Here is a 21,993-nt window from a genome sequence, read left to right on the forward strand (position 1 = left end):
CTCCGGGACCTCACGTCCCGGAGGCCACCGTCGTGTGTGGTCCGTCCGTGTGGTCGGTCCTACTCCTCGAAGCCCCAGTCCTCGGCGAAGTCGCCCTCGACCGCGTCCTCGATCATCTCGCCGGCGATCATGCCCCCGGCGACCCCGAGCGCGGCACCGGCAACCATGCCACCCATGCCGACGCCCCGGCCGCGCCCGTGACCGTGGCCGTGCCCGCCGAAGCCCTGCGCGCGCAGGCTGCCGTAGCGGGAGGTGGTCTCCCGCAGCCAGCCGTCGACCACCTGGGCCCAGTCCGCCCGGTCGGCCTCGGCGTGGGAGACCCGGTAGTGACCGAAGGCGTCGTGCCCCGGCGTGAGGAAACCGCCGCGCTTGTCGCACTCCAAGATGACCTCCAGCCCGTGCGGGCTGGTGACGAAGGTCAGCTCGACCTCGTTGATGGTGCCCGCGTACTGCGGCGAGGCGAAGAACTCGATCTCCTGGTAGAACGGCAGCGTCTGCTGCGTGCCACGGATGTGGCCGCGCTCCAGGTCGGCGTGCTTGAACCGGAAGCCGAGCTGCTGGAACGCCTCCAGGATCCGCTCGTGCACCGGCAGCGGGTGCACGTTGACCTGGTCCAGGTCACCCTTGTCCACCGCCCGGGCGATGGCCAGCTCGGTGCGCAGCCCCATCGTCATGCCGCGCAGCCGCTGACCGTAGACGTCGGTGATCGGGGTCTCCCACGGCACCGGCAACTGGAACGGGATGGCGAGCTGCTGCTTCGGGGCGAGCTGGAGCGGGCCGCTGACCGGCAGCCGGTGGAACTCCATGATGCCGGCGTACTCCGTGTCGTGGCCCTCGATCTCGACCCGGGTGACCAGGCCGACGACGACCTGCTCGATGTTGGCCGGCGCGTCGCCGCCGAGCAGGTTCACCTGCCCCTCGAGGGTCAGGCCGGGCCGGGTGTTCGGGTTGGTCAGGACGGTGTCGACGCTCGGCCCGCCCACACCGAACGCGCTCAACATCTTCTTGAAGACCATCGGAACTCCCGCGCAAAGACACCGCGCTCCACCCTGGAGCCGGTCGCTGACTTCCCGGACCATATCCACCAGCCCTGTGAAGTGCCTGTGAAGGCCGAGCAGGGCTACCCGGTGGACGGCCCGGGTCGCAGGAAGAGTGGCTACTGCCCGGCCGGCACCTGGTCCTTGACGTCGTCGTAGCCGACCGTGGCGGGTGCCTCGGTCGGCGAGTAGATCACCCGGATCACCCCCGTCGGGAACGCCTCCGTCGCCGTCATCTTCAGGTGGTAGGGCGCGTCGCCGTCGTCGAACAGCCTGCGGCCCTTGCGCGCGGCCACCGGGTGCACCAGCAGGCGCAGCTCGTCGACCAGACCCGCGGCGAGCAACTGCTGCACCACGGAGATGGAACCGGGAATGAGGATGCCCCTGACACCGACATCGGCCTTGAGCGAGGCGACGGCATCGAGGAGACCGCCCTCGATCAGCTCGGAGTTGCGCCAGGAGAACTCCAACGGCTGGCGCGAGACGACCACCTTGCGCATGTCCCCGAGTTGCTTGGCGAACGGCGCGTCGTCGCCACCCGCCGCCTCGCGGTCGGGCCATGCCCCGGCGAAGCTGTCGTAGGTCTCCCGGCCGATGAGCAGCACGTCGGCGGTGTCGTAGTCCTCGCTGACGGCGCGGCCCATGTTCTCGTCGAAGTACGGAAAGTGCCAGTCGGGGTCGATCTCGGCCACACCGTCGGCCGAGATGAACAGCGTGGAGATGACCTTTGCCATCGCGGTTGTCCCTTCGAGTCAGTTTGGTGCCGGTCGGTGGACCGGCCCAGCATCCCAAACTCGTCGACCTGCCACTGACCCGTCGGCAGTCGCAGCTCGTCGGGTGTGTAACGAACGTCGGCAGGCCGTGGGCGCCCCCGGGCGAGATCGCTCGTCCCGCGCAAAGACACCGCGCTCCAGGAACCCGACGGACCGGTCGGAAACGCTCGCCGGATCGGATATCGAAAAAATATGGCCGGCGGAGCGATCCTGCTCGCGACGGACCTACTCCGGGCGAAGAGAGCCTCCGATGAACGAGCACGGCACCCGCGCTCCCGTCAGCATCGGTCGTGCGCCGGCCGCCGAAGGGCCGTTCTGCCAGCCCCCTGGGCCGGTCCTGACGAACGCACTGCGGAGAGGGCGCCGGTCTCCCGGGTCGAGTGGCCCGGGGTGCTGAAACGCACCGGCCGCACCGGGGGTGTCACCGGTCCGTCGGTCGGCGATGGCTCTCGAAAGGCAGTTGATCTTCATGGTTGACCTCGACGTCGTGGATCGCCTGCTCGGAGCGCCACCGGAGCACCCGACATGGCGGGTCGCCGACCTGGCCAACCGGAAGGGGATCCTGGCCACCTGGCTCTCGTCCGCGGTGGCCAGGGGGCTCGAACTCAGCGAGGCGGAGGGCGCGTACCTGCGACGTTGGGAACGGCGCGTCGAAGCCCTCCACGCGACCGGCGTCGAGCTGGCCGGCCTGCACGGAGTCACGATCCTCAAGGGCCCGTGCATCGCGCGGTTCTTTCCGGACGGCTTGTTGCGACAGTCGGGAGATGTCGACCTGTTCGCCCCCAGCGAGGAAGTTCTGTGGTCCTGCGTGCGGGATCTGGTCGACCGTTGGGGAGCCGTACCGCAGGCGGTCAGCGTTCTGGAGGGACCCGACAGGGTGCACGTCGGCGTGGCGATGAAGTGGCCCGCGGCCGAACCGCACCTGGACAAGCCGATGGGCGCCGACATCACCACCTTCACCTTCGCTGGCGACCTTCGCGGGGTCCCGGTGCGGGTGGCACCAATCGCCGAGGACGACCTGTGCGGGCTCTTCGCCGTGGCCGAGGAACGGTTCCAGCGCAAGTTCCGGATCAAGGATCTGCTGGACCTGTTGGTCCTGGCCGGGGTGCTGGAGCAGCGGTTGGGCGATGACCTGACCGAGGTGGTCTGCGAGCACGCCGAGCGCCTGGCACTCGCTCCCGAGCTACGCCAGCTCGTCGTCCGGGCGAGCGAGTGGGTGAGCATGTCCGAACGGTGGCTGCTGACCGCCGACGCGCTCCGGCCGCTGGCCCGCCGCGAGAAGGACATGCGCCGGCCTGGCAGGCCGGAGGTGCACCGGCTGAGTTTCGGATTTCCGCTCGACACGCGACGCAGCGCCGAGCCTCGGGTGGAGATCCACCGCAGGGCTGGCAGCAGCCTGGTGACGACGCCGGTCGGCACCTGTCTGCTCACGGAACGGCTGGTCGTGAACGAGGAAGAACTGACGGACGCCCTCGACCACGCCCGGTCCCTGACCGCAGCTAGCTGAGAGGAGGTGTACTCGATGCGTCACATCATTCTCGGCGCGTTCCGCGTCAAGCCGCGGCCGTCGGCTGCCGCCAAGTAGCGGCATCCGCTGTGTTCCCCGGCCTGCCACGCGGGCCGGGGAACACAGGTTTCGGCGCCGGGCCGTGACCGTCGCCCGCACGGCGATCGGCCTCCGCGCGCCAGCACGACGCCGACTACCGCTGGCCCTCCGCGACCACGTTCGCCTCGACGCCAAGACCGGGCAGAGGCCCCCGGGCCGTCACCGCACGGACGTGCGGACCACGCCCGGCTCCTCGCGGACCACGGCCACCTCACCGGCCGGCACCACGAGGTCACCGGCGCACGGCACGCCGGTCAACAGGTCCACGCCGGTGACGTCGAGCCGGGCGTCCGCGTCCGTGTGGTTGACGACGAACAGCCAACTGCGTTCGCCGGCGCGCCGCCGGACGACCTCCACGTCGGCCGGGGCCCGCGCCGCCGGGCGTACGCCCGCCTCGGCCACCACCCGCGCGACCAGCCGGTCGGTCGCCGCCGCGTCCAGCCGGGTGCCGACATACCAGGCGGCGCCCGCGCCGACCGGGTGCCGGGTCAGCGCCGGCACGCCCGGCAGGGGCCCGTCGGCGTACGCGGCGAGCACCTGCGCACCTTCGGGGTGCAGCCACTCCGTCCACACGTCGGCGACGGAGCCGTCGTCCAGGATGACCTGCTCCCCCTCGCGCAGCGGGAAGAACTCCTCGACGCGGATGCCGAGCAGTTGCCGGAACGCGCCCGGGTAGCCGCCGAGACGGATGTGGTCGTGCTCGTCGACGATGCCGCTGAAGTAGGTGACCAGGGCGGTGCCGCCGGCCTCGACGTATCCGCGCAGCGCCGCGGCGTGCGCGTCGCGCACCAGGTAGAGGGTCGGGACCAGCACCAGCCGGTAGCGGGACAGGTCGGTGCGGGGGTGCACGACGTCGGCGGTGATCCCGGCCCGCCAGAGCGCGTCGTGCAGCGCGGTGAGCCGGTCGGCGTACCCGACGTCGACGGTCGGGTGCGAGTCCAGTTCGACGCCCCACCACGCCTCGTAGTCGAACAGGATCGCCACCTCGGCGTCGACCCGGCTGCCGCGCACCTCGGCCAGGGCCGCCAGGTCGGCGCCGAGGCGGCAGACCTCGCGGAACACCTTGGTGTCCGGGCCGGCGTGCGGGAGCAGCGCGGAGTGGAACTTCTCCGCGCCGGCCCGGGACGCCCGCCACTGGAAGAAGAGCACCCCGTCCGCGCCGCGCGCCACGTGCGCCAGACTGTTGCGGCGCAGCTGGCCGGGGGTCTTGGCCACGTTGCGCGGCTGCCAGTTGACGGCGCTGGTGGAGTGCTCCATCAGCAGCCACGGTGCGCCGCCGGCGACGCCCCGGGTGTGGTCCGCGGCGAGCGCGAGCCCGACGTGCGCGCGCGGGTCGGCGGCCGTGGGGTAGTGGTCGTTGGCGACCAGGTCCACGTCGTCGGCCCAGGAGTGGTAGTCGAGGTACTTGGTGCCGGTGCCGATCATGAAGTTGGTGGTGACCGGCTGACGCACCAGCCGGCCGAGCACCTCGCGCTCGGCGCGCAGCTGGGCGCGCTGCTCGTCGGAGGAGAACCGCAGGAAGTCGAGCTGCTGGGTGGGGTTGGCGAAGGTCGGCGCGGTGCGCGGCGGGTTGATCTCGGCCCAGTCGCCGTACCGCTGGCTCCAGAAGGCGGTGCCCCAGGCGTCGTTGAGCCCGTCCAGGTCGCCGTAGCGCTCGCGCAGCCAGCGGCGGAACGCCTCGGCGCTGACGTCGCAGTAGCAGTGCACGTTGTGGCAGCCCAGCTCGTTGGAGACGTGCCACATGACGACGGCCGGGTGGCCGGCGTACCGGGTGGCGACGGCCTCGACCAGGGCCAGCGACCGCTCGCGGAACACCGGCGAGCTGGGGCAGTACGCCTGCCGGCCGCCCGGCCAGAGGATCGCCCCGTCGGCGCGGCGGGGCAGGGTCTCCGGATGCCGGTGGGCCAACCATGGCGGCGGGCTGGCGGTGGCGGTGGCCAGGTCGACGGAGATCCCGCCGGCGTGCAGCACCTCGACCGCCCGGTCCAGCCAGCCGAACTCGAACCGGCCCGGGGCGGGCTCCAGCAGCGCCCAGGAGAAGATGCCGACCGACACCAGGTTGACCCCGGCCCGCCGCATCAGCGCGACGTCCTCGGCCCAGGTCGACTCGGGCCACTGCTCCGGGTTGTAGTCGGCGCCGTACCAGATGCCCGCGTCCTGCCATCGCCGCATAGGTGCAGAGCGTGCCCGCCCGGGAGAACGGAGTCAACACTTTCCAACATCGATCGACTTCTCCACGCCTCCTGCCCCGACAGCCTGGCGTGCTTGGGATGTCGTGCACACTCCGGCTCACTTGACAGCTCCCGAAGGACGAGTAGCTTGAGGCGCCACTGGCACTTCGTGTTCGCCAGTGTGGATTCGCGACGGATCCGACTGTGTGATCACGGTTGCCGGGGCACGCCACCACCCACGGCCGCCCTCGGGCAGACCTCTTCATCCGCAGGAGGCACGATGTCCCGTCCCCGTACCCAAGCCGAATACCTGGCCCGGCTCGTACCCCCCTCCGTGGCCGGGCTCCCCCGCCGAACGCTGCTTGCCGGCGCCGCCGGCACCGGCACCCTGCTCGGCACGGGCCTGCTCGCCGGCTGCGGCGACGACTCCGGCGGGGCCGGCGCCACGACGGTGTCGCTGGGCTCGAACCAGTCCGACCCGAAGCCCAAGGAGGTGATCGCGAAGGTCATGGCCGGGTTCGAGACCTCGTCCGGCCTCCAGGTGGCGGTCAACACCGTCGACCACAACACGTTCCAGGAGAACATCAACAACTATCTCCAGGGCAGGCCGGACGACGTGTTCATGTGGTTCGCCGGCTACCGGATGCGGTTCTTCGCCGCCCGCGGCCTCGCCGGCGACCTCAGCGACGTCTGGGGGAAGCTCTCGGGATTCTCCGACGCGTTCCGCAAGGCGTCGACAGGCGACGACGGCAAGCAGTACTTCGTGCCGTCGTCGTACTACCCGTGGGCCGTCTTCTACCGCAGGTCCGTCTGGCAACAGTACGGCTACCAGGTGCCGAAGACCCTCGACGACCTGACCGCGCTCGCCGGGGAGATGAAGAACGACGGCCTCACGCCGATCGCGTTCGCCGACAAGGACGGCTGGCCGGCGATGGGCACCTTCGACATCCTCAACCTGCGGATCAACGGCTACCAGTTCCACATCGACCTGATGGCCGGCAAGGAGTCCTGGACCTCCGACAGGGTGAAGAAGGTCTTCGACACCTGGCGCGGCCTGCTGCCCCTGCACCAGCCGGACAGCCTCGGCCGGACCTGGCAGGAGGCCGCCCAGTCGTTGCAGCAGAAGAAGAGCGGCATGTACCTGCTCGGCCTCTTCGTCGGCCAGCAGTTCGACGGCAAGGACCTGGCCGACCTCGACTTCTTCACCTTCCCCGAGATCGACCCGGCGATCGGGGCCAAGGCCCTCGACGCGCCCATCGACGGCTACATGATGGCCCGGAAGCCGAAGCAGGAGGCCAACGCCAGGAAGCTGCTGGAGTACGTCGGATCGAAGGCGGCCGCGGACATCACCGTCAAGAACGACCCGAGCACGCTGGTCGCCAACAGCGAGGCCGACACCAGCGGCTACAGCGCCCTGCAGAAGAAGGCCGCCGAGTTGGTCGGCTCGGCCACCGAGATCGCCCAGTTCCTGGACCGCGACACCCGCCCCGACTTCGCCTCGACGGTGATCATCCCGGCGCTCCAGCAGTTCATCAGGGACCCGAAGGACATCGACGGGCTGACGACCAGCATCGAGAACCAGAAGAAGTCGATCTTCACCGACTGACGGCGAGAGGGTGAGGGCAACGTGTCCGACCTGCCCCTGGTCCAACCGGATCGCGCCGTGCCGCCGCCGGCCGCGACCACCGTCCCCACGGGTGGTCGCGGCCGGCGGGTACGGCTGCTGTCCCGCACCGACCGCGTGGTCGTCGCACTCATGGTCGCCGTCCCGCTGCTGCTCGTGGTCGGCCTGGTCTGGCTGCCGGCGTCGGCCACGGTGGCGCTCTCCGGCACCGACTGGGACGGCATCGGCCCACTCGGCGACATCGAGTGGGTCGGCGGGCGCAACTACGCCGACGTGGTCCAGAACTACCCGCCGTTCGTGCCGGCCGTACGCAACAACCTGCTCTGGCTGGCGGCGCTGTTCGTGGTGGCCACCCCGTTCGGCATGTTCCTGGCCGTGCTGCTCGACAAGGAGCTGCGCGGCACCCGCTTCTACCAGACCGCGCTCTACCTGCCGGTGGTGCTGTCCCTGGCGCTGATCGGCTTCGTCTGGCAGCTGCTCTACTCCCGCGACCAGGGCCTGGTCAACGCCCTGCTCGGCACCGACGTCGACTGGTACGGCGACCCGGACGTCAACATCTGGGCCGTGCTGGTGGCGGCCGGTTGGCGGCACGTCGGCTACATCATGCTGCTCTACCTGGCCGGGCTGAAGGGCGTCGACCCGTCGCTGCGGGAGGCCGCCGCCGTGGACGGCGCGTCGGAGGCCCGGACGTTCTTCCGGGTGGTCTTCCCGGTGCTGCGACCCGTCAACGTCATCGTGCTGGTGGTGACGGTGATCGAGTCGCTGCGCGCGTTCGACCTGGTCTGGGTCATCAACAAGGGCCGCAACGGCCTGGAACTGATCTCCGCGCTGGTCACCCAGAACGTGGTGGGCGAGGCGAGCCGGATCGGCTTCGGCTCGGCGCTGGCGACCGTCATGCTGGTCGTCTCGCTGGTCTTCATCACGGTCTATCTGGCGACGGTGCTGCGGGAGGGGCGCCGATGAGCACCGCGACCGCGACGACCCGGAAACCCGACGTGGCCCCCGCGCGCCGACGCCGGCCGCCGCCACGACCGCAGCGGGTCGTGCTGCACGTGTTCCTCGCGGCGGTGGCGATCGGCTGGCTCTTCCCGATCCTCTGGGCCGTGCTGACCTCCCTGAGGTCCTACGAGTACACGGCCGCCCACGGCTACGTCTCGCTCGGCGGGTGGACCCTCGACAACTACGTCACCGCCTGGCGGACCGCCGAGTTCGGCAAGCACTTCCTCAACTCCGTCTACATCACCGTGCCGGCGGTGCTGCTGACCCTCTTCCTCGCGTCGTGCGTGGCGTTCGTCGTCGCCCGGTTCAGCTGGAAGATCAACATTGTCCTGCTCGGCCTGTTCACCGCGGCGAACCTGCTACCCCAGCAGGCCCTGCTGATTCCGCTGTTCCGGCTCTTCACCCAGGTGCCGCTGCCGGCGTTCATGAGCGACTCCGAGCTGCTCTACGACAGCTACTGGGGGCTTATCCTGGTCAACGTCGCCTTCCAGTGCGGCTTCTGCGTCTTCGTGCTCAGCAACTACATGAGGGCGCTGCCGCGCGACCTCTACGAGGCGGCGACGGTCGACGGGGCGAGCGTCTGGCGGCAGTACTGGCAGGTGACCATGCCGCTGTGCCGGCCGGCCCTGGCCGCGCTGGCGACCCTGGAGGTGACCTGGATCTACAACGAGTTCTTCTGGGCCACCGTGCTGATGCGCACCGGCGACAAGTTCCCGGTGACCAGTTCGCTCAACAACCTGCGCGGTGAGTTCTTCACCGACAACAACCTCGTCTCGGCCGGCTCGGTGCTGGTCGCGATCCCGACCCTGGTGATCTTCTTCCTGTTGCAGAGGCAGTTCGTCCGGGGCCTGACCCTGGGAGCTTCCAAAGGATGACCATCGTCCACCTCCGCCGTGCCCGGACCAGCCTGGTGCTCGACGCGCGGGGCCCGGGGCTGCCCCGGGTCGCGCACTGGGGAGCCGACCTCGGCCCCGTCCCGCCCGACGACCTGCCCACCCTGGTCGACGCCACCGTCGGGCCGGTCGTCCGGAGCGGCTTCGACGCGCCGACGGTGCTGTCCCTGCTGCCGGAGGCCAGCGCCGGCTGGGCCGGCCGGCCGGCGCTGGCCGGGCACCGCGACCGCGCCGCGTGGTCCACCGCGTTCCGGCTGACCGGTCTCGACGTCGCCGACGACGGCACCGGGCCCGCCCGGGTCACTGTCCGGGCGGTCGACGACGGGGCCGGGCTGTCGCTGACCGTCGAGATCACGCTCGACCCCACCGGCCTGGTGCTGCTGCGGCACCGGCTGCGCAACGACGGAGTCACGGCGTACGAGCTGCGGGAGCTGACGCCGGTGCTGCCGGTGCCGGCGGTCGCCACCGAGCTGCTCGACCTGACCGGCCGGTGGTGCCGGGAGCGGTCCCCGCAGCGGCACCCGTGGCCGATGGGCGCCTGGGTGCGCGAGGGCCGGCACGGCCGCACCGGGCACGACGCGACCCTGCTGCTGGTCGCCGGCACGGCCGGGTTCGGCTTCGGCCACGGCGAGGTGTGGGCGGTGCACACCGCGTGGAGCGGCGACCACGTGACCTTCGCCGAGCGGCGGCCGACGGGCGAGTCCACCCTCGGCGGCGGCGAGCTGCTCGCTCCCGGCGAGGTGGTGCTCGATCCGGGCGGGGAGTACGCCACCCCCCTGCTGTACGCGGTCTTCTCCGCCGCCGGGCTGGACGGGCTCAGCGACGTCCTGCACACCCACCTGCGCGCCCGCCCGCAGCACCCGGCCACGCCCCGCCCGGTCACCCTCAACGTCTGGGAGGCGGTCTACTTCGACCACGACCTGGACCGGCTCCGCGCGCTGGCCGACCAGGCGGCCGAGGTCGGGGTGGAACGCTTCGTGCTCGACGACGGCTGGTTCCGGGGGCGTCGCCACGAGCGGGCCGGCCTCGGCGACTGGTACATCGACGACACGGTCTGGCCGGACGGCCTGCACCCGCTGATCGACCACGTACGTGGGCACGGGATGCGGTTCGGGCTCTGGGTGGAACCGGAGATGGTCAACCCGGACTCCGATCTGTTCCGGGCGCACCCGGAGTGGGTGCTGTCGGCGCCGGGCCGGCTGCCGCCCGCCTGGCGGCACCAGCAGGTGCTCGACCTGGCCCAGCCGCCGGCGTACGCGTACCTGCTGGAGCGGCTGGACGCGCTGCTCACCGCGTACCCCGGCATCGACTACCTCAAGTGGGACCACAACCGGGACCTGACCGAGGCGGGGCACCAGGGCCGCCCCGGGGTGCGCGAGCAGACCCTCGCGGTCTACCGGCTCCTCGACGAGCTGCGCCGCCGCCATCCGGGTGTGGAGATCGAGAGCTGCGCGTCCGGCGGCGGCCGGGTGGACCTGGAGATCCTGCAGCGCACCGACCGGGTGTGGGCCAGCGACTGCAACGACGCCCTGGAGCGGCTGGCCATCCAGCGCTGGACGGGGCTGCTGCTCCCGCCCGAGCTGGTCGGCAGTCACATCGGGCCGGAGCGCTCGCACACCACCCACCGCGTGCACGACCTCGGTTTCCGGGCGGCCACCGCGCTCTTCGGCCACCACGGCATCGAGTGGGACATCGGCACGATCAGCGCGGCGGAACGCCGCGAGCTGGCCGCCTGGGTCGCGCTGCACAAGCGGCTCCGCCCGCTGCTGCACGCCGGTCGGGTGGTCCGGGTCGACCACCCGGACCCGGCCGTCTGGGCGCACGGCGTGGTCGCCCACGACGGTTCCCACGCGGTGTACGCCGTGGCGCGGCTGGCCACCTCGGTGGCCCAGGCGCCCGGGCCGGTCCGGCTCCCCGGCCTCGACCCCCGCCGGCGGTACGCGGTGCGGCCCGTCGCGGGCGTGCCGGAGCCCGCGACCATCCAGCGGGCCGCACCGGGCTGGTTGGCGAGTGGCGGCGGGGTGACCCTCGGCGGCGCGGTGCTGGCGGCGGTCGGGCTCCAGTTGCCGGCGCTGCACCCCGAGCAGACCCTGCTGCTGGAGGTCACCGCCGCCGACTGAGCCGGTTCACGGGCAGCGGTTGTCGTGCACGCCAACGGACGGTGTCCCCCTGCGCGGTGAGGCGCAGGGGGACGCCTCAGGCAGAGAGGGTCACTGGCCGTGCAACCTCATGCTCGGCCACCAGCCGTACTCTGCGGGTCCCACGGTCCACGACTGCACCGGCGGGTTGAAGCCGCCGTCGGTCTTCGCGGTGAACGTGTGCAACCCGATGCCGTCGTTGGGGTACTGGTAGAGGACGGCGAGGTCGTCGCGTTTGTCGCCGTTGTAGTCGCCGGAGACAATCTTGATCCTGGCGAACTGGCCGAAGATGGTCGACGTCCAGGAGGCCAGCGGCGCCTCGAAGTTGCCGTCCGCCTTGGCGATCCAGGTGAACAGGCGCAGGCCGTTGTCGTTGAGCAGGACGGCGACGTCGTCGCGGCCGTCCCCGTTGAAGTCGCCGTCCACGACCTTCATCGAGGTGAGCGACGTGAACGGTGCGCTGTTCGGGGTCGACCAGGAGGTGTAACCGGTGCCGAACGTGCCGTCAGCCTTGCCCGGCCAGGTGATCAGCGCCATGGCCGTGCTGTTGTTGTACCGGTAGAAGAGGCTCGCGTCGTCCCGGCCGTCGCCGTTGACGTCCCCGGCGAAGACCGAGGTGGTCGTCCAGCTACCGAAGTTGGACGCCTTCCACACCTCGACCGGTTCTTCGAAGCCCCCGTCCGGTCGGGCGATCCAGTTGAACCATGCCTCGTCACCGTTGGCGTATCCGTAGAAGGCGGTCAGGTCGGTCCGGCCGTCGCCGTTGAAGTCACCGGAGGCCATCTTCATGTTTTCCATGTTGCCGAAGTTGTCGTCCGTCCAGGACCTGATCGGCGCGCTGTACCTGCCGTCCGGTCGGGTGATGAACGTATCCAGGTAGAAGTTGCCCCCGACGCGCTTCGACATCACGGCGACGTCCCTGACGCCGTCGCCGTCGAAGTCGTCGTTGAAGACCTTGACCTGTTCCTTGTAGGCCTCGTTGCCGCCCGCCCACTCGCCGAGCGGCGCGGTGAACGCGCCGGTGGAGGTCGCGGGGAAGGTCTGCGGCGCGCCGTCGCCGGTGGCGTACACGTAGAGGAAGTTGATGTCCTCGTACTGGTCGAGCGCCGGGCCCTGCGGGATGTTCGCGGTCAGCCAGGAACCGAGGTCGTCGACGCGGGTCTCCACCGCCTCGCGGCGCGTCTCGGTCTCGGCCAGGCACCCGCCCTGCCACGACGTGTGGTGCAGGGCCACGAGCTGCGGCTGGCCGTTGACCATGCGGACGGTCGGCCCGCCGAGGTCACCGCGGCAGATGGCGGCCTGCCCGCTGCCCAGGATGTCGAGCGTGCCGGCGTTCACGCCCTGCACGGAGAAGGTGCCGGTGTGCAGCTGGTCCGGCACCCAGGTGGTGGCGGTGCGACCGAAGCCGGCCACGGTGAGCTGCTCGCCCACGGTGGGAGCGGCGCCCAGCGGCACCGGAGCCGCGTCGACCCGCGCGGCGAGCCGGACGAGCACCACGTCACGGGTGGGGTGCGGCACGATCCGGAAGACCGGAACGACCGCGCCGGTCGACGCGGTGAGGTTGGGTCGTCCGACGGTCACGGTGGCGGGCTGCGCGGGCTTACCGGCGACGACCGGCTGACCATCGACGCTGAAGCAGCTCTTGGCGGTCAGCACCCACCAGGGATCGACCAGCGCGCCGCTACAGCCCCGCGAGCCGGGTCCCACCTCGATCTTGGCAGCGAAGGCGAATGAGCCGCCGGTCTGGGCGGCACCTCCGGTAATGGCCTGGGCAGGCGCGACGCCGACGATCCCGGCCAGCAGGGTGGCGGCGAGCAGGCCGGCGGTGCGGGCTACTCGCCGACGATGCGACGATGGCACAGATGGTCCCTTCTGGAGCAGTTGGCAAGGGCACGGCACGTACCGGCGACGACCTGCGTCGAGGCGCGACTGGGACGTGGTGCGGGGAGCCGTTGCGGACGGCCGGCGCTACCGCCGGACGTGGCACCAGGAGGACCTGTGCCCAGCCGAGCGGCTGGGCACGATCGCGAGCGATCGAGCACGACAAGGACCCCCGTGTCCCTTGCGGACTTCGCAACCACCAGGAAGGTGATCGCAGGGTTACGGTAGGCACCCCCACGGACGATCGTTGCCCCACTCGCGATGCCATATCCCACAGCGTCGATGTCTTGCGGACGCTGGCATCCGATCGTTAATGTCGCCCATTTCGATCGAGGGGCCACTCACCTCGTCGATCCTCGGAAAGCGGCAGGTGCGCGCCCCGGAGGGCACCTGCACGCCAGGACCGCAGGGCCTCGTGCGAGGCGGCGTACGCACGAGAAGGTGGCCGGGCCCGTGCGGGCCCGGCCACCGGTGGTGCGGGAGATCTCAGCTCGCGGTGCAGGTCACCGCGGGCGTGGCGTTGGTGCCGTTCCAGTTGGCGATGAAGCCGAAGCTGGTGCTGGCTCCGGCGCCCAGCCGACCGTTCCAGTCGGTGTTGCGGGCGGTGACAGTCGATCCGCTGCTGCTCAGGGCGACGTTCCAGGACTGGCTGACGGTCTGGCCGTTGGCGAACGTCCACTTCGTCGTCCAGCCGGTGATCGCCGACGAGCCGGCGGTCACCTTGACCTCACCCTGGAAGCCACCCTGCCACTGGTTGGTCACCGCGTACGTCGCGGTGCAGCCGGCACCCGGCGGCGGGGTGGACGGCGGCGGCGTCGTGGGCGGCGGGGTGGTGGGCGGGGGCGTCGTGGGCGGCGGGGTGGTGGGCGGAGGCGTCGTCGGCGGCGGGGTGCTGCCGAAGACCGTCGCCTCCTTCGCGGTCGCCTTGATGCCGTTCGCGCCGTTGAAGATGCGCTGGCCCCAGGTGCTCAGCGCGGCGGGGTTGAAGTTCGTGACCATGTCGAGGTACTCGACGCCACCGCCGTTGCCGCTCCACGACCAGCCGAGGTAGCCGATCCCGTTGGCCTGGCTGTAGGCCAGGATGGCGTCCTCGTCCGGGTTGCCGTCGGAGTGGTTGAAGCCGAACTCGCCGACCACGATCGGCAGCTTCGCGGTGCGGAACCGGCCGAGGTAGTCGCTGATCTCGGCGGCGGTGTCGAAGACGCCGTACATGTGGATGGAGAAGACGGTGTTCTTCTGCGGATCGGCGGCGAACACCGACGCGGCGTTGTCGCGCATGGTGAACGTCCAGTCCTGACCCCAGTTCGGGGCGTCGACCATGATGGTGTGCGTCAGGCCGGCCGTACGCAGCCGCTTGATGGCGTTGGCGGTGTCGGTGGCCCAGGTGCCGTAGCCCTGGTTGCCGTACGGCTCGTTGCCGATGTTGACGATGACGTACTTCTCCTGGCCGGCGAGGGCGCTGGAGATGCTGAGCCAGTAGTCGACCGCCTGGTCCAGGGTGGCCGCCCCGCTCTGCTCGCCGTAGCCGGTGGTGTCGTGCACCTCCAGCACGCAGATCAGCCGGTTGGCCTTGCACAGCGAGATGACGTTGGCGACGTCGGCGGTGTCGTTCTTGGCCCACCGCTGGCCGCTGGCGAGCACCACCCGCACGGTGTTCGCGCCGAGGGCCTTGATGTTGGCGAAGGAGCTGGTCTGCTGCTGGTACCAGGTGTGCGCGTGGTTCACGCCGCGCATGATGAACTCGTTGCCGTTGGCGTCGTAGAGCTTGCCGTCGGCGACGGAGAAGCCGGTCGCGGCCCGCGCGGGCTGGCCGAACGCCAACACGGCGACCAGCAGCGCGAGCAGGGCCGCACCGGCGGCGGTGAGTTGTTTCTTCATGGCCTTCCTCAAGGGAGGACCCCCGCTGCCCAGGTGGGGGTGGGACGTCACAGGGGATGGCGGCTGCAGCCCGACAGCCGCCGCCCGGCTCCCGGCGGCGCAGGGATCAGCGTAGGCCGGTCGGTCCGGCCGCGCAATGAACCGGTTAAGGAGAGGGCCACGCAGACCGGGCGCGAGGGTTGACCCGCCCTGGGCGGGGTATCCGGGGATGATCCGCCCAGGTCGGAAGGAGACGCCATGGTCAAGGTCGGTTACACCCTGATGTGCGAGCAGGCCGGGCCCAAGCAGCTGGTCGACTACGCCGTACGGGCGGAGGCGGCCGGCTTCGACCAGCTCGTGATCTCCGACCACTACTACCCCTGGCTGGACTCCCAGGGCCACTCCCCGTACGCCTGGTCGGTGCTCGGCGCGGTCGCGCACGCCACCTCGCGGGCGGAGCTGATGTCCTTCGTCACCTGCCCGATCCGCCGCTACCACCCGGCGGTCGTGGCGCAGAAGGCCAGCACGATCGGCGTCCTCTCGGACGGCCGGTTCACCCTCGGCCTCGGCGCGGGCGAGAACCTCAACGAGCACGTGGTCGGCGGCTGGCCGCACGTGCAGCAGCGGCACGAGATGTTCGAGGAGGCGCTGCAGGTCATCCGGCCACTGCTCAACGGGGAGACGTTGACCTTCTCCGGCAACCACTACGACGTGCCGGACGCCTACGTGTGGGACCGGCCGGACCGGCCGGTGCCGATGGCCGTCGCCGCCTCCGGCCGGCAGTCGGTGACCCTCGCCGCCGAGTACGGCAACGGCCTCGTCGCCACCGAGCCGGACCCGCACCTCATCGAGATGTACGACGAGGCCGGGGCCGCCGGCCAGCCCCGCTACGGCCAGGTGGCCATCTGCTACGGCCCGGACGAGGCGGAGTGCCGCAAGATCGTGCACGACCAGTTCCGCTGGTTCGGGCTGGGCTGGAAGGTCAACGCGGAGCTGCCCGGGCCGGAGTCGTTCGCCGCCGCCAGCCAGTTCGTCCGCGAGGAGGACGTGGCCGAGGGGATCTCCTGCGGGCCCGACGTGGACCGGCACGTCGAGGCGTTCAAGAAGTTCGTCGACGCCGGCTTCACCCACGTGGCGATCGTGCAGGTGGGTGGCGAGACGCAGCCGATGTTCCTGGACTGGGCGCGGGAACAGCTCCTGCCGAGGCTGCGCGAGCTGTGAGCGACGCGTCGGCCCGGTGGCGGGCGACGCCGCCGGGCCGGCTCGACCCTTCGGCGCTGCGTCTCGCGCTGCGCCGACCCTCGTCGTCACCGGCTCCCGGGGCCCTGTCGTGCCGCCCGCCTGGCGGTCGCAGGTCGGGCGGCTGGTGCCGCACGCCCGTACGGTCACCGTGCCGGGCGCGGCGCACAACGTCGCCACCACCGTCCCGGCGCAGGTCGCCGACGCGATCCGCGCCCTCCTCGCCCCGACGCTGACGAACAGGTGATCACATGCGTATCGGCAACACGGAGATCCGGCCGGCCGGCGGCGGCCTCGGCTGCCTCCTGATGATCCTCTTCTCGATCGTCGCCTCGGTCGTCCTGACCGTCCTGCTCAACCTCGTCCTGTAACTCCCGCCCGGCCGCGCGGCGGCCCGGCCGGGCCGCGGCCCGGCCTCGGGAGATCTTGGCGAGAAGGTGCCCCCACAGGGGCCGTTTCGTACCAAGATCGGCCGGATCAGGACGCGGTCAGTGACGCAGACCGAGGGCGGTCAACACCTCGCGGGTCGCCTGGCGGACCGGGTCCCCGACGGCGCGGCGTACCCAGCGCACCGCCGGCGACACCGTCGCCCGCCACGCGGCGCCGATCGCCCGCCCCACCGGGCGCACCGCGTGCCGCCACAGCCAGCCCGCCCCGAGCACGAACGGCCGCAGGGTGAGCGCGTAGCACCACCACAGCAGCCGGCCGGCCGCCCACCACGCCCACCCGAGCACGTGCAGCAGCACCCGGCCCACCGCCGCCAGCCACCGGCCGACCGCCACGAGCCCGGCCACCAGCAGGCGCCCGAGCGGCGCGAGAAGCCGGGCCAGCCAGCGCGCCGGCAGCCAGATCAGGTGGTACGCCAGCCAGGCCAGCGGCACCCACACCAACGTCCGGGCCAGCCAGGCCAGCCCACGACACAGCCACACCAGCGGCACCAGGACCAGCGTCCGGCCCAGCCAGGCCAGCCCCCGGCCGAGCCACCTGAGCGGCACCCACAGCAGGTGCCGCAGCAGCCAGCCCAGCGGGTGCAGCAGCCAGCGGTCCAGGAACCGGCCGAGCGGCGCGAGCAGCCACCGGTGCAGCCACCGGCCGACGGCGGCGACCAACTCCCAGACCAGCCGCACGGGCACCACCACGACCAGCGCGATCCCCCGGGCGACGGCCGCGATCAGGGGGACGGGCGGGGCACCCGCGTCGCGCGGATCCGGGCTCGGCGAGTTGATCACGCGGTCACGGTAGCCGGCACCGGCAAAGAGGCGGGTCAGGCGGGGTCGAGGTCCAGGTCCGCCACGACCGGGTAGTGGTCGGAGGCGTACTCGGTCTCGCCGCCCCGGACCACCCGGCAGGCTCGCGCCCGACCGGCGAGGGCCGGCGTGCCGAGGAGGTAGTCGAGCCGCATCCCGGAGAACTCCGCCCCACCGCCGTGCCGGGTCGGCGCGGTCAGGCCGTCGTCGCCCGGACCGGCCACGACGCCGTCGCCCGGACCGCCGGCTGCCGTGGCGTCGACCGGCCAGTTGACCGCCGGGTACAGGTCGACGAGGCCGGCGGCGAGCAGCCGGGCCACCGCCCGGGTCTCCGCCGTCCGCCCGTCCCGGCGCAGGTGACGACGGCGGTACGCGGCCGGGAGCCGGGCGATCCGGTCGGTGTGGTCGGCGACCGGGTCGAGGGTGTTCAGGTCCCCGGCCAGCAGTCCCAGCTCCCCCGGCGCCCGGCGCAGCGCGGCGGCGGCCCAGCCCGCCTCGACGCGCCGGCGCAGCCCCGAGTACGGGTCGAGGTGCACGCTCAGCACCGTCAGGGGGCCGGCGCTGGTCGCCACGGTGACCCGCTGCGCGGCGTGGTGGAACGGCCGGCGTACCCGGGTCGCGGCCAGGGCCCGCAGCGGCGGTCGGAGCAGCACCGCCACCGGCTGGCCGAAACAGGAACGGGCCAGGTGGGGCACCATCCCCACCCGGCCCGCGAGGTCGGCGAGCACGTCGCCTGCGTCGAAGCCCCGCAGCTCCTGCAACGCCAGCACGTCCGGCCGCTCGGCGGCGACGACCCGGGTCAGCCGGTCCCGGCGGTCGGTGCCGTCGGAGTCCCGCCCGCCCGTCCGGATGTTCCAGGTCATCGCCCTCAGCATGGGCGGCGTCAGTCCGCCCGGCCGGCCTTGGCCAGCTCGTCGTCGAGGGTGTGCACGTCCTCGGACTCGATGCTGGGCCGGTTGCCCTCGCGCACGTCCTCGTTGGGGCGGACCACCCAGTAGAGCAGGCCGATCCACAGGGTGGTGAGGATGATCGCGCCCATGAAGTCGGTGGGGTGGTGCATCCCCCGGTACATCCGGCTGATCGCCACCCCGGTCGGCATCACCACCGCCAGCGCCACGAAGAGCCACCGCCACCACCGGTCGGTACGCGGAAAGACGATCACCGCGATCGCCACCCAGACGCAGAGCGTGGCGGCGATGTGGCCGGACGGGAAGGAGGAGGTCGGCATCGGCCCGTCGAGGTTGCCGACCGGTGGCCGGGGGCGGTCGACCGCGGCGGCGGAGGCGAGGAAGAGGCTCAGCTCGCCGAACATGGTCAGCGCCACGAACAGCACCGGCCGCCAGCGGCGCCACACGGCCAGCACGAGCGGGCAGAAGACCAGCGAGATCAGCAGGATGGCGTGGGTGTCGCCGACCTTGCTCCACCAGTAGCTGAAGTCGTCCCGGCCCGGGGTGCGGTGCTCGGCGAACCACCTCGGCACGTCCGTGTCGAGGGTGGCGAAGAAGGTGCCGCCGGCGTGGTAGCTGACGAACATGCCGAAGCCGTACAGCGCCCCGAGGACGAGCACCCAGCCGACGACCAGCTCGAACACGGCGGCCCGGGGATGCGGCAGCAGATGCGCCTCGTCGGGGGCGGGCGCCACGTCGTGCGCGGCCTCCGGCTCCAGCCCCTCGGTCAGCGCCGGCACCGGCCGGCCGCGCTCCAGCCGCCAGAGCCGGAAGGCGTACGCGGTGACGCCGAGCCAGGCGGCGCCGAGCAGCCAGGCCCCGAGCACGTCCGAGACGAAGTGCACGCCCAGCGCGATCCGGGTCAGGCCGATGAGGAAGACGACGGTGGCGACCAGCGCGATCGCCGGCTTGCGCCAGCGGCGCGACATGGCCGGCAGGAAGACCAGCAGCAGCGCGCCGTACGCGACCATCGAGCCGAGCGCGTGGCCGCTGGGGAAGCTGTCCCCCGCGTACGTGCCGATGGGCACCTCCACCTCGGGGCGCAAGCGGTCGACCAGGGTCTTGAGGGCCGGGTCGAGGACGAGCGCGCCGACGCCCGTGACGATCAGGAACACCGCGAGCCGGCCCTGCTTGCGGATCAGCAGCCCGACCACGGCGACCGACACCAGCCAGACGATGACCGCCCGCCCGCCCAGGTCGGTGAGCGCGTTGAGCACCGTCACCAGCGGCCCGTGCGGGGCGACCAGGTCGTTGAGCCAGGCGGCGATGCCGTGGTCGACGTCGTAGAGCGGGGTCCACCGGGTCCGGACCAGGACGAGGAGAATCCCGAAACCGACTCCGCCGCCGAGCACGATCGCCAGGCCGGCGAGCGTACGCTCGGTGAAGTGACCCAAGGGTCGTCGCAACGCCTCTTTGACCGCGCCCACGGCAGCCTCCCTCTCGCTTCTGGCGTGCCGCTTTACCCGATCGGCGCGCCGCGTACACCGGAAGGTGTCCGAGGTGGAGTCAGAGCGAGGTCATCTCGCCGGTGTCGTTGATCTCCTCACGCGCGGCCTCCGGCTCCCAGAGGTCGGGCTGGGCGGGCTCCCGCACGCCGATCCGCAGCGCCTCCAGCTGGGCGGCGAAGGACAGCCCGCCGAAGAGCGCCATGCCGGTCAGGTTGGCCCAGAGCAGCAGCGCCATCATGCCGGTCAGCGCCCCGTACGTCTGGCCGAATCCGTCGCTGAACCGCACGTACGCGGCGAGCAGCAGGCTGGCCGCCCACCACAGCACGGTGGCGATGCCGGCGCCGAAGAAGAGCCAGGACAGGCCGGGCTGCCGGCGGCGCGGGGCGTGCCGGAAGATCACCGCGACGGCGATGACGGTCAGGCCGAGGCTCAGCGGCCAGCGCACCACGTCCCAGGCGCCGTTGGCGAGTTCGCCCCAGGCGTAGTGCCGCTGCACCGAGTCGCCCATCGGGCCGCCGCCGACGAGGATCAGGAACCCGGTCAACGCCGGCACGCCGGCGATGAGGGCGAGGATGGCGGCGCGGACGTACTTCCACAGCGCGGGCCGGTCCCGTTCCACGCCGTAGATGCGGTTGGCGCCGCGCTCGATCTGGGCCATCGTGGTGGTCAGCGCGACCAGGCCGGTGAGCAGGCCGAGGCCGAGCGCCAGTTCCCCGGCGCGTTCGGTGCGTTCGCCCTCGCCGAGCAGCTCGGCCACCATCGGCTCGCTCGCCCCGGGGGTGAGCGCGAGCACCGTGTCGGCGACGACCCGGCCGCCCTCCTCCACGCCGAGTTCGCTGATCAGGCCGGTCAGCGCGATCAGGAACGGCACCACGGCGAGGCAGAGTTGCAGCGCGAAGGCGCGGGAGTGGCTGAACCCGTCGCCGTAGCGGAACCGGATGAACGCGTCCCGCAGCAGGTGCCAGCCGCCCTGCCGGCGCAGGGTGTGCCAGGCGTCGTCGGCGTTGAGTTCGTCGTCGGACATCAGCCGGGTCTCCGGCACGATCCGGGTGCTACTCACGGTGGGCTTCCTCGATGAGCCGCTCGCCGCGCTCGCCGGCCGCCTCGGCGTCCTCGGCCAGGTCGGGGTCCTCCTCCGGCCGCGGCACGCAGAGCCACAGCGCCCGCCGCCGGATCTCGACCTTCAGGGTGCGGCCCGGCTCGATGAGGTCGCCGTCGAGCTCCCGGGGCTGGGCCCGGTTGCTGGTGATCTCCACTCGCCGGGCCCGGAAGACCTCCATCCGGGGGACGCGCTCCTGCCGGCGTACGACCGCCCAGCCGAGCGCCAGCCAGTGCCGCAGCGTACGCGGGGTGAGCACCGCGACGTCGAGGTAGCCGTCGTCCGGTTCGGCGTCGGTGAGCAGGCGTACGCCGCCCTGGAGGCGCCCGACGTTGGCGACCAGGACCGAGCGGGCCCGGCGACGGATCGGCTGCTGGTCGTCGATGCGGATCGACACCTTCATCGGCCGGTCGCGCAGGTGCCGGGCGGCCCCCACGACGTACGCCGGCCAGCCGATCCGTTTCTTGGTGGTCTCCGAGGTGTCGGCAAGCATCTGGGCGTCGAAGCCCATCCCCGCCATCACCGTGAAGTAGTGGCCCTCGACGGCGCCCACGTCGAGCAGGCGGCGGCCACGCTCGACGGCCACCTCCAGCCCGGCGGCCAGGTCCCCCGAGAGGCCCAGGTTGGCCGCGAGCAGGTTGCCGGTGCCCTGGGGCAGCACGGCGAGCGCCACCTCGGTGCCGACCAGGGCGCTGACGCAGGCCATCACGGTGCCGTCGCCGCCGCAGGCGAAGACGACCTCCGCGCCGGCTTCGACCGCCTGCTCCGTCTGGCCGCGACCCGGGTCCTCGACCGTGGTCTCGAACCACAGCGGCTCGGGCCAGCCGGCGGCGCGGAGGGCGTCGTGGACCGTGCGACGCAGCTCGTCGAGATCGGCCACCTTCACCGGGTTGACCACCACGGCGGAACGCGGGCCGCCGCCGTCGCGCGTCGCACGTCGCTTGTCCTGCGCAGGATCCACGGCGCCAGTGTGCAGCAGTTCCGGCACGGCAGCGACCCGGCGGAGCGGTGACGTTCGGCGCAGCCGGATCGGG

At 71.8% G+C, this 21,993-nt stretch carries 17 protein-coding genes; 7 read left to right on the plus strand and 10 right to left on the minus strand.

What is annotated here, in order from left to right; all coding sequences use genetic code 11:
* Positions 1–59: 59 nt before the first annotated feature.
* Both ABZ809_RS10815 and ABZ809_RS10820 read right to left on the minus strand, forming a co-directional pair.
* On the minus strand, positions 60–1,016 hold the full coding sequence (locus ABZ809_RS10815; protein WP_357562251.1) for a sporulation protein: 957 nt from the start codon (positions 1,014–1,016) through the stop codon (positions 60–62).
* A 140-nt stretch (positions 1,017–1,156) separates the two neighbouring features.
* Complete coding sequence (locus tag ABZ809_RS10820) at positions 1,157–1,771, minus strand: dihydrofolate reductase family protein (protein WP_357562253.1); 615 nt, start codon at positions 1,769–1,771, stop codon at positions 1,157–1,159.
* Positions 1,772–2,279: 508 nt separating this feature from the next.
* Here ABZ809_RS10820 and ABZ809_RS10825 point away from each other — a divergent pair.
* Positions 2,280–3,317 carry a hypothetical protein gene (locus ABZ809_RS10825; protein WP_357562254.1) on the plus strand — a complete coding sequence of 346 codons (1,038 nt, stop codon included), beginning with the start codon at positions 2,280–2,282 and terminating at the stop codon, positions 3,315–3,317.
* Positions 3,318–3,575: 258 nt separating this feature from the next.
* Here ABZ809_RS10825 and ABZ809_RS10830 read toward each other — a convergent pair whose 3' ends face one another.
* Positions 3,576–5,588 (minus strand): beta-galactosidase, encoded by a 2,013-nt coding sequence (locus tag ABZ809_RS10830; protein ID WP_357562255.1) that lies wholly within the window; start codon positions 5,586–5,588, stop codon positions 3,576–3,578.
* A gap of 279 nt (positions 5,589–5,867) precedes the next feature.
* Between ABZ809_RS10830 and ABZ809_RS10835 the strand changes: the two genes are divergently transcribed.
* The 4 genes from ABZ809_RS10835 to ABZ809_RS10850 are packed head-to-tail and all read left to right on the plus strand — an operon-like array spanning position 5,868 to position 11,223.
* Positions 5,868–7,193, plus strand: a complete 1,326-nt coding sequence (locus ABZ809_RS10835; RefSeq protein ID WP_357562256.1) for an ABC transporter substrate-binding protein — start codon at positions 5,868–5,870, stop codon at positions 7,191–7,193.
* A 21-nt stretch (positions 7,194–7,214) separates the two neighbouring features.
* Positions 7,215–8,174 (plus strand): sugar ABC transporter permease, encoded by a 960-nt coding sequence (locus ABZ809_RS10840; protein ID WP_357562257.1) that lies wholly within the window; start codon positions 7,215–7,217, stop codon positions 8,172–8,174.
* The gene (locus ABZ809_RS10845) at positions 8,171–9,085 is read left to right on the plus strand and encodes a carbohydrate ABC transporter permease (RefSeq protein WP_357562258.1); all 915 of its coding nucleotides are present in this window, start codon (positions 8,171–8,173) and stop codon (positions 9,083–9,085) included. The genes ABZ809_RS10840 and ABZ809_RS10845 overlap by 4 nt, the downstream gene beginning before the upstream one ends.
* Positions 9,082–11,223 (plus strand): alpha-galactosidase, encoded by a 2,142-nt coding sequence (locus ABZ809_RS10850; RefSeq protein ID WP_357562259.1) that lies wholly within the window; start codon positions 9,082–9,084, stop codon positions 11,221–11,223. The genes ABZ809_RS10845 and ABZ809_RS10850 overlap by 4 nt, the downstream gene beginning before the upstream one ends.
* 90 nt (positions 11,224–11,313) lie before the next feature.
* Here ABZ809_RS10850 and ABZ809_RS10855 read toward each other — a convergent pair whose 3' ends face one another.
* Together ABZ809_RS10855 and ABZ809_RS10860 are read right to left on the minus strand one after the other, a co-directional pair.
* Positions 11,314–13,101, minus strand: a complete 1,788-nt coding sequence (locus ABZ809_RS10855) for a trypsin-like serine protease (protein WP_357562260.1) — start codon at positions 13,099–13,101, stop codon at positions 11,314–11,316.
* Positions 13,102–13,608: 507 nt separating this feature from the next.
* Positions 13,609–15,000 carry a cellulase family glycosylhydrolase gene (locus ABZ809_RS10860; RefSeq protein ID WP_357562261.1) on the minus strand — a complete coding sequence of 464 codons (1,392 nt, stop codon included), beginning with the start codon at positions 14,998–15,000 and terminating at the stop codon, positions 13,609–13,611.
* Between the two features lie 237 nt (positions 15,001–15,237).
* On the opposite strand from ABZ809_RS10860, the gene ABZ809_RS10865 reads away from it, so the two are divergent.
* Both ABZ809_RS10865 and ABZ809_RS10870 read left to right on the plus strand, forming a co-directional pair.
* On the plus strand, positions 15,238–16,200 hold the full coding sequence (locus ABZ809_RS10865) for a TIGR03557 family F420-dependent LLM class oxidoreductase (protein WP_357562262.1): 963 nt from the start codon (positions 15,238–15,240) through the stop codon (positions 16,198–16,200).
* Positions 16,201–16,216: 16 nt separating this feature from the next.
* Positions 16,217–16,465 (plus strand): alpha/beta hydrolase, encoded by a 249-nt coding sequence (locus tag ABZ809_RS10870; RefSeq protein WP_357562263.1) that lies wholly within the window; start codon positions 16,217–16,219, stop codon positions 16,463–16,465.
* A 241-nt stretch (positions 16,466–16,706) separates the two neighbouring features.
* On the opposite strand, the gene ABZ809_RS10875 is transcribed toward ABZ809_RS10870, so the two are convergent.
* The 5 genes from ABZ809_RS10875 to ABZ809_RS10895 form a co-directional block, all read right to left on the minus strand.
* Positions 16,707–17,447, minus strand: a complete 741-nt coding sequence (locus tag ABZ809_RS10875; RefSeq protein ID WP_357562264.1) for a hypothetical protein — start codon at positions 17,445–17,447, stop codon at positions 16,707–16,709.
* Positions 17,448–17,482: 35 nt separating this feature from the next.
* Positions 17,483–18,340, minus strand: coding sequence for an endonuclease/exonuclease/phosphatase family protein (locus tag ABZ809_RS10880; RefSeq protein WP_357562265.1), 858 nt, complete (start codon positions 18,338–18,340; stop codon positions 17,483–17,485).
* 8 nt (positions 18,341–18,348) lie between these two features.
* A complete protein-coding gene (locus ABZ809_RS10885; protein WP_357562266.1) occupies positions 18,349–19,839 on the minus strand; it encodes a phosphatase PAP2 family protein in 1,491 nt (496 codons plus the stop codon).
* A 79-nt stretch (positions 19,840–19,918) separates the two neighbouring features.
* Entirely contained in the window at positions 19,919–20,920 is a 1,002-nt protein-coding gene (locus tag ABZ809_RS10890) for a YihY/virulence factor BrkB family protein (RefSeq protein WP_357562267.1), read from the minus strand.
* Positions 20,913–21,920 (minus strand): diacylglycerol kinase family protein, encoded by a 1,008-nt coding sequence (locus ABZ809_RS10895; RefSeq protein WP_357562268.1) that lies wholly within the window; start codon positions 21,918–21,920, stop codon positions 20,913–20,915. Before ABZ809_RS10895 ends, ABZ809_RS10890 begins: the two co-directional genes overlap by 8 nt.
* Positions 21,921–21,993 lie beyond the last annotated feature (73 nt).

It is taken from the genome of Micromonospora sp. NPDC047074 (assembly GCF_040643815.1).
Taxonomy (GTDB): Bacteria; Actinomycetota; Actinomycetes; order Mycobacteriales; family Micromonosporaceae; genus Micromonospora.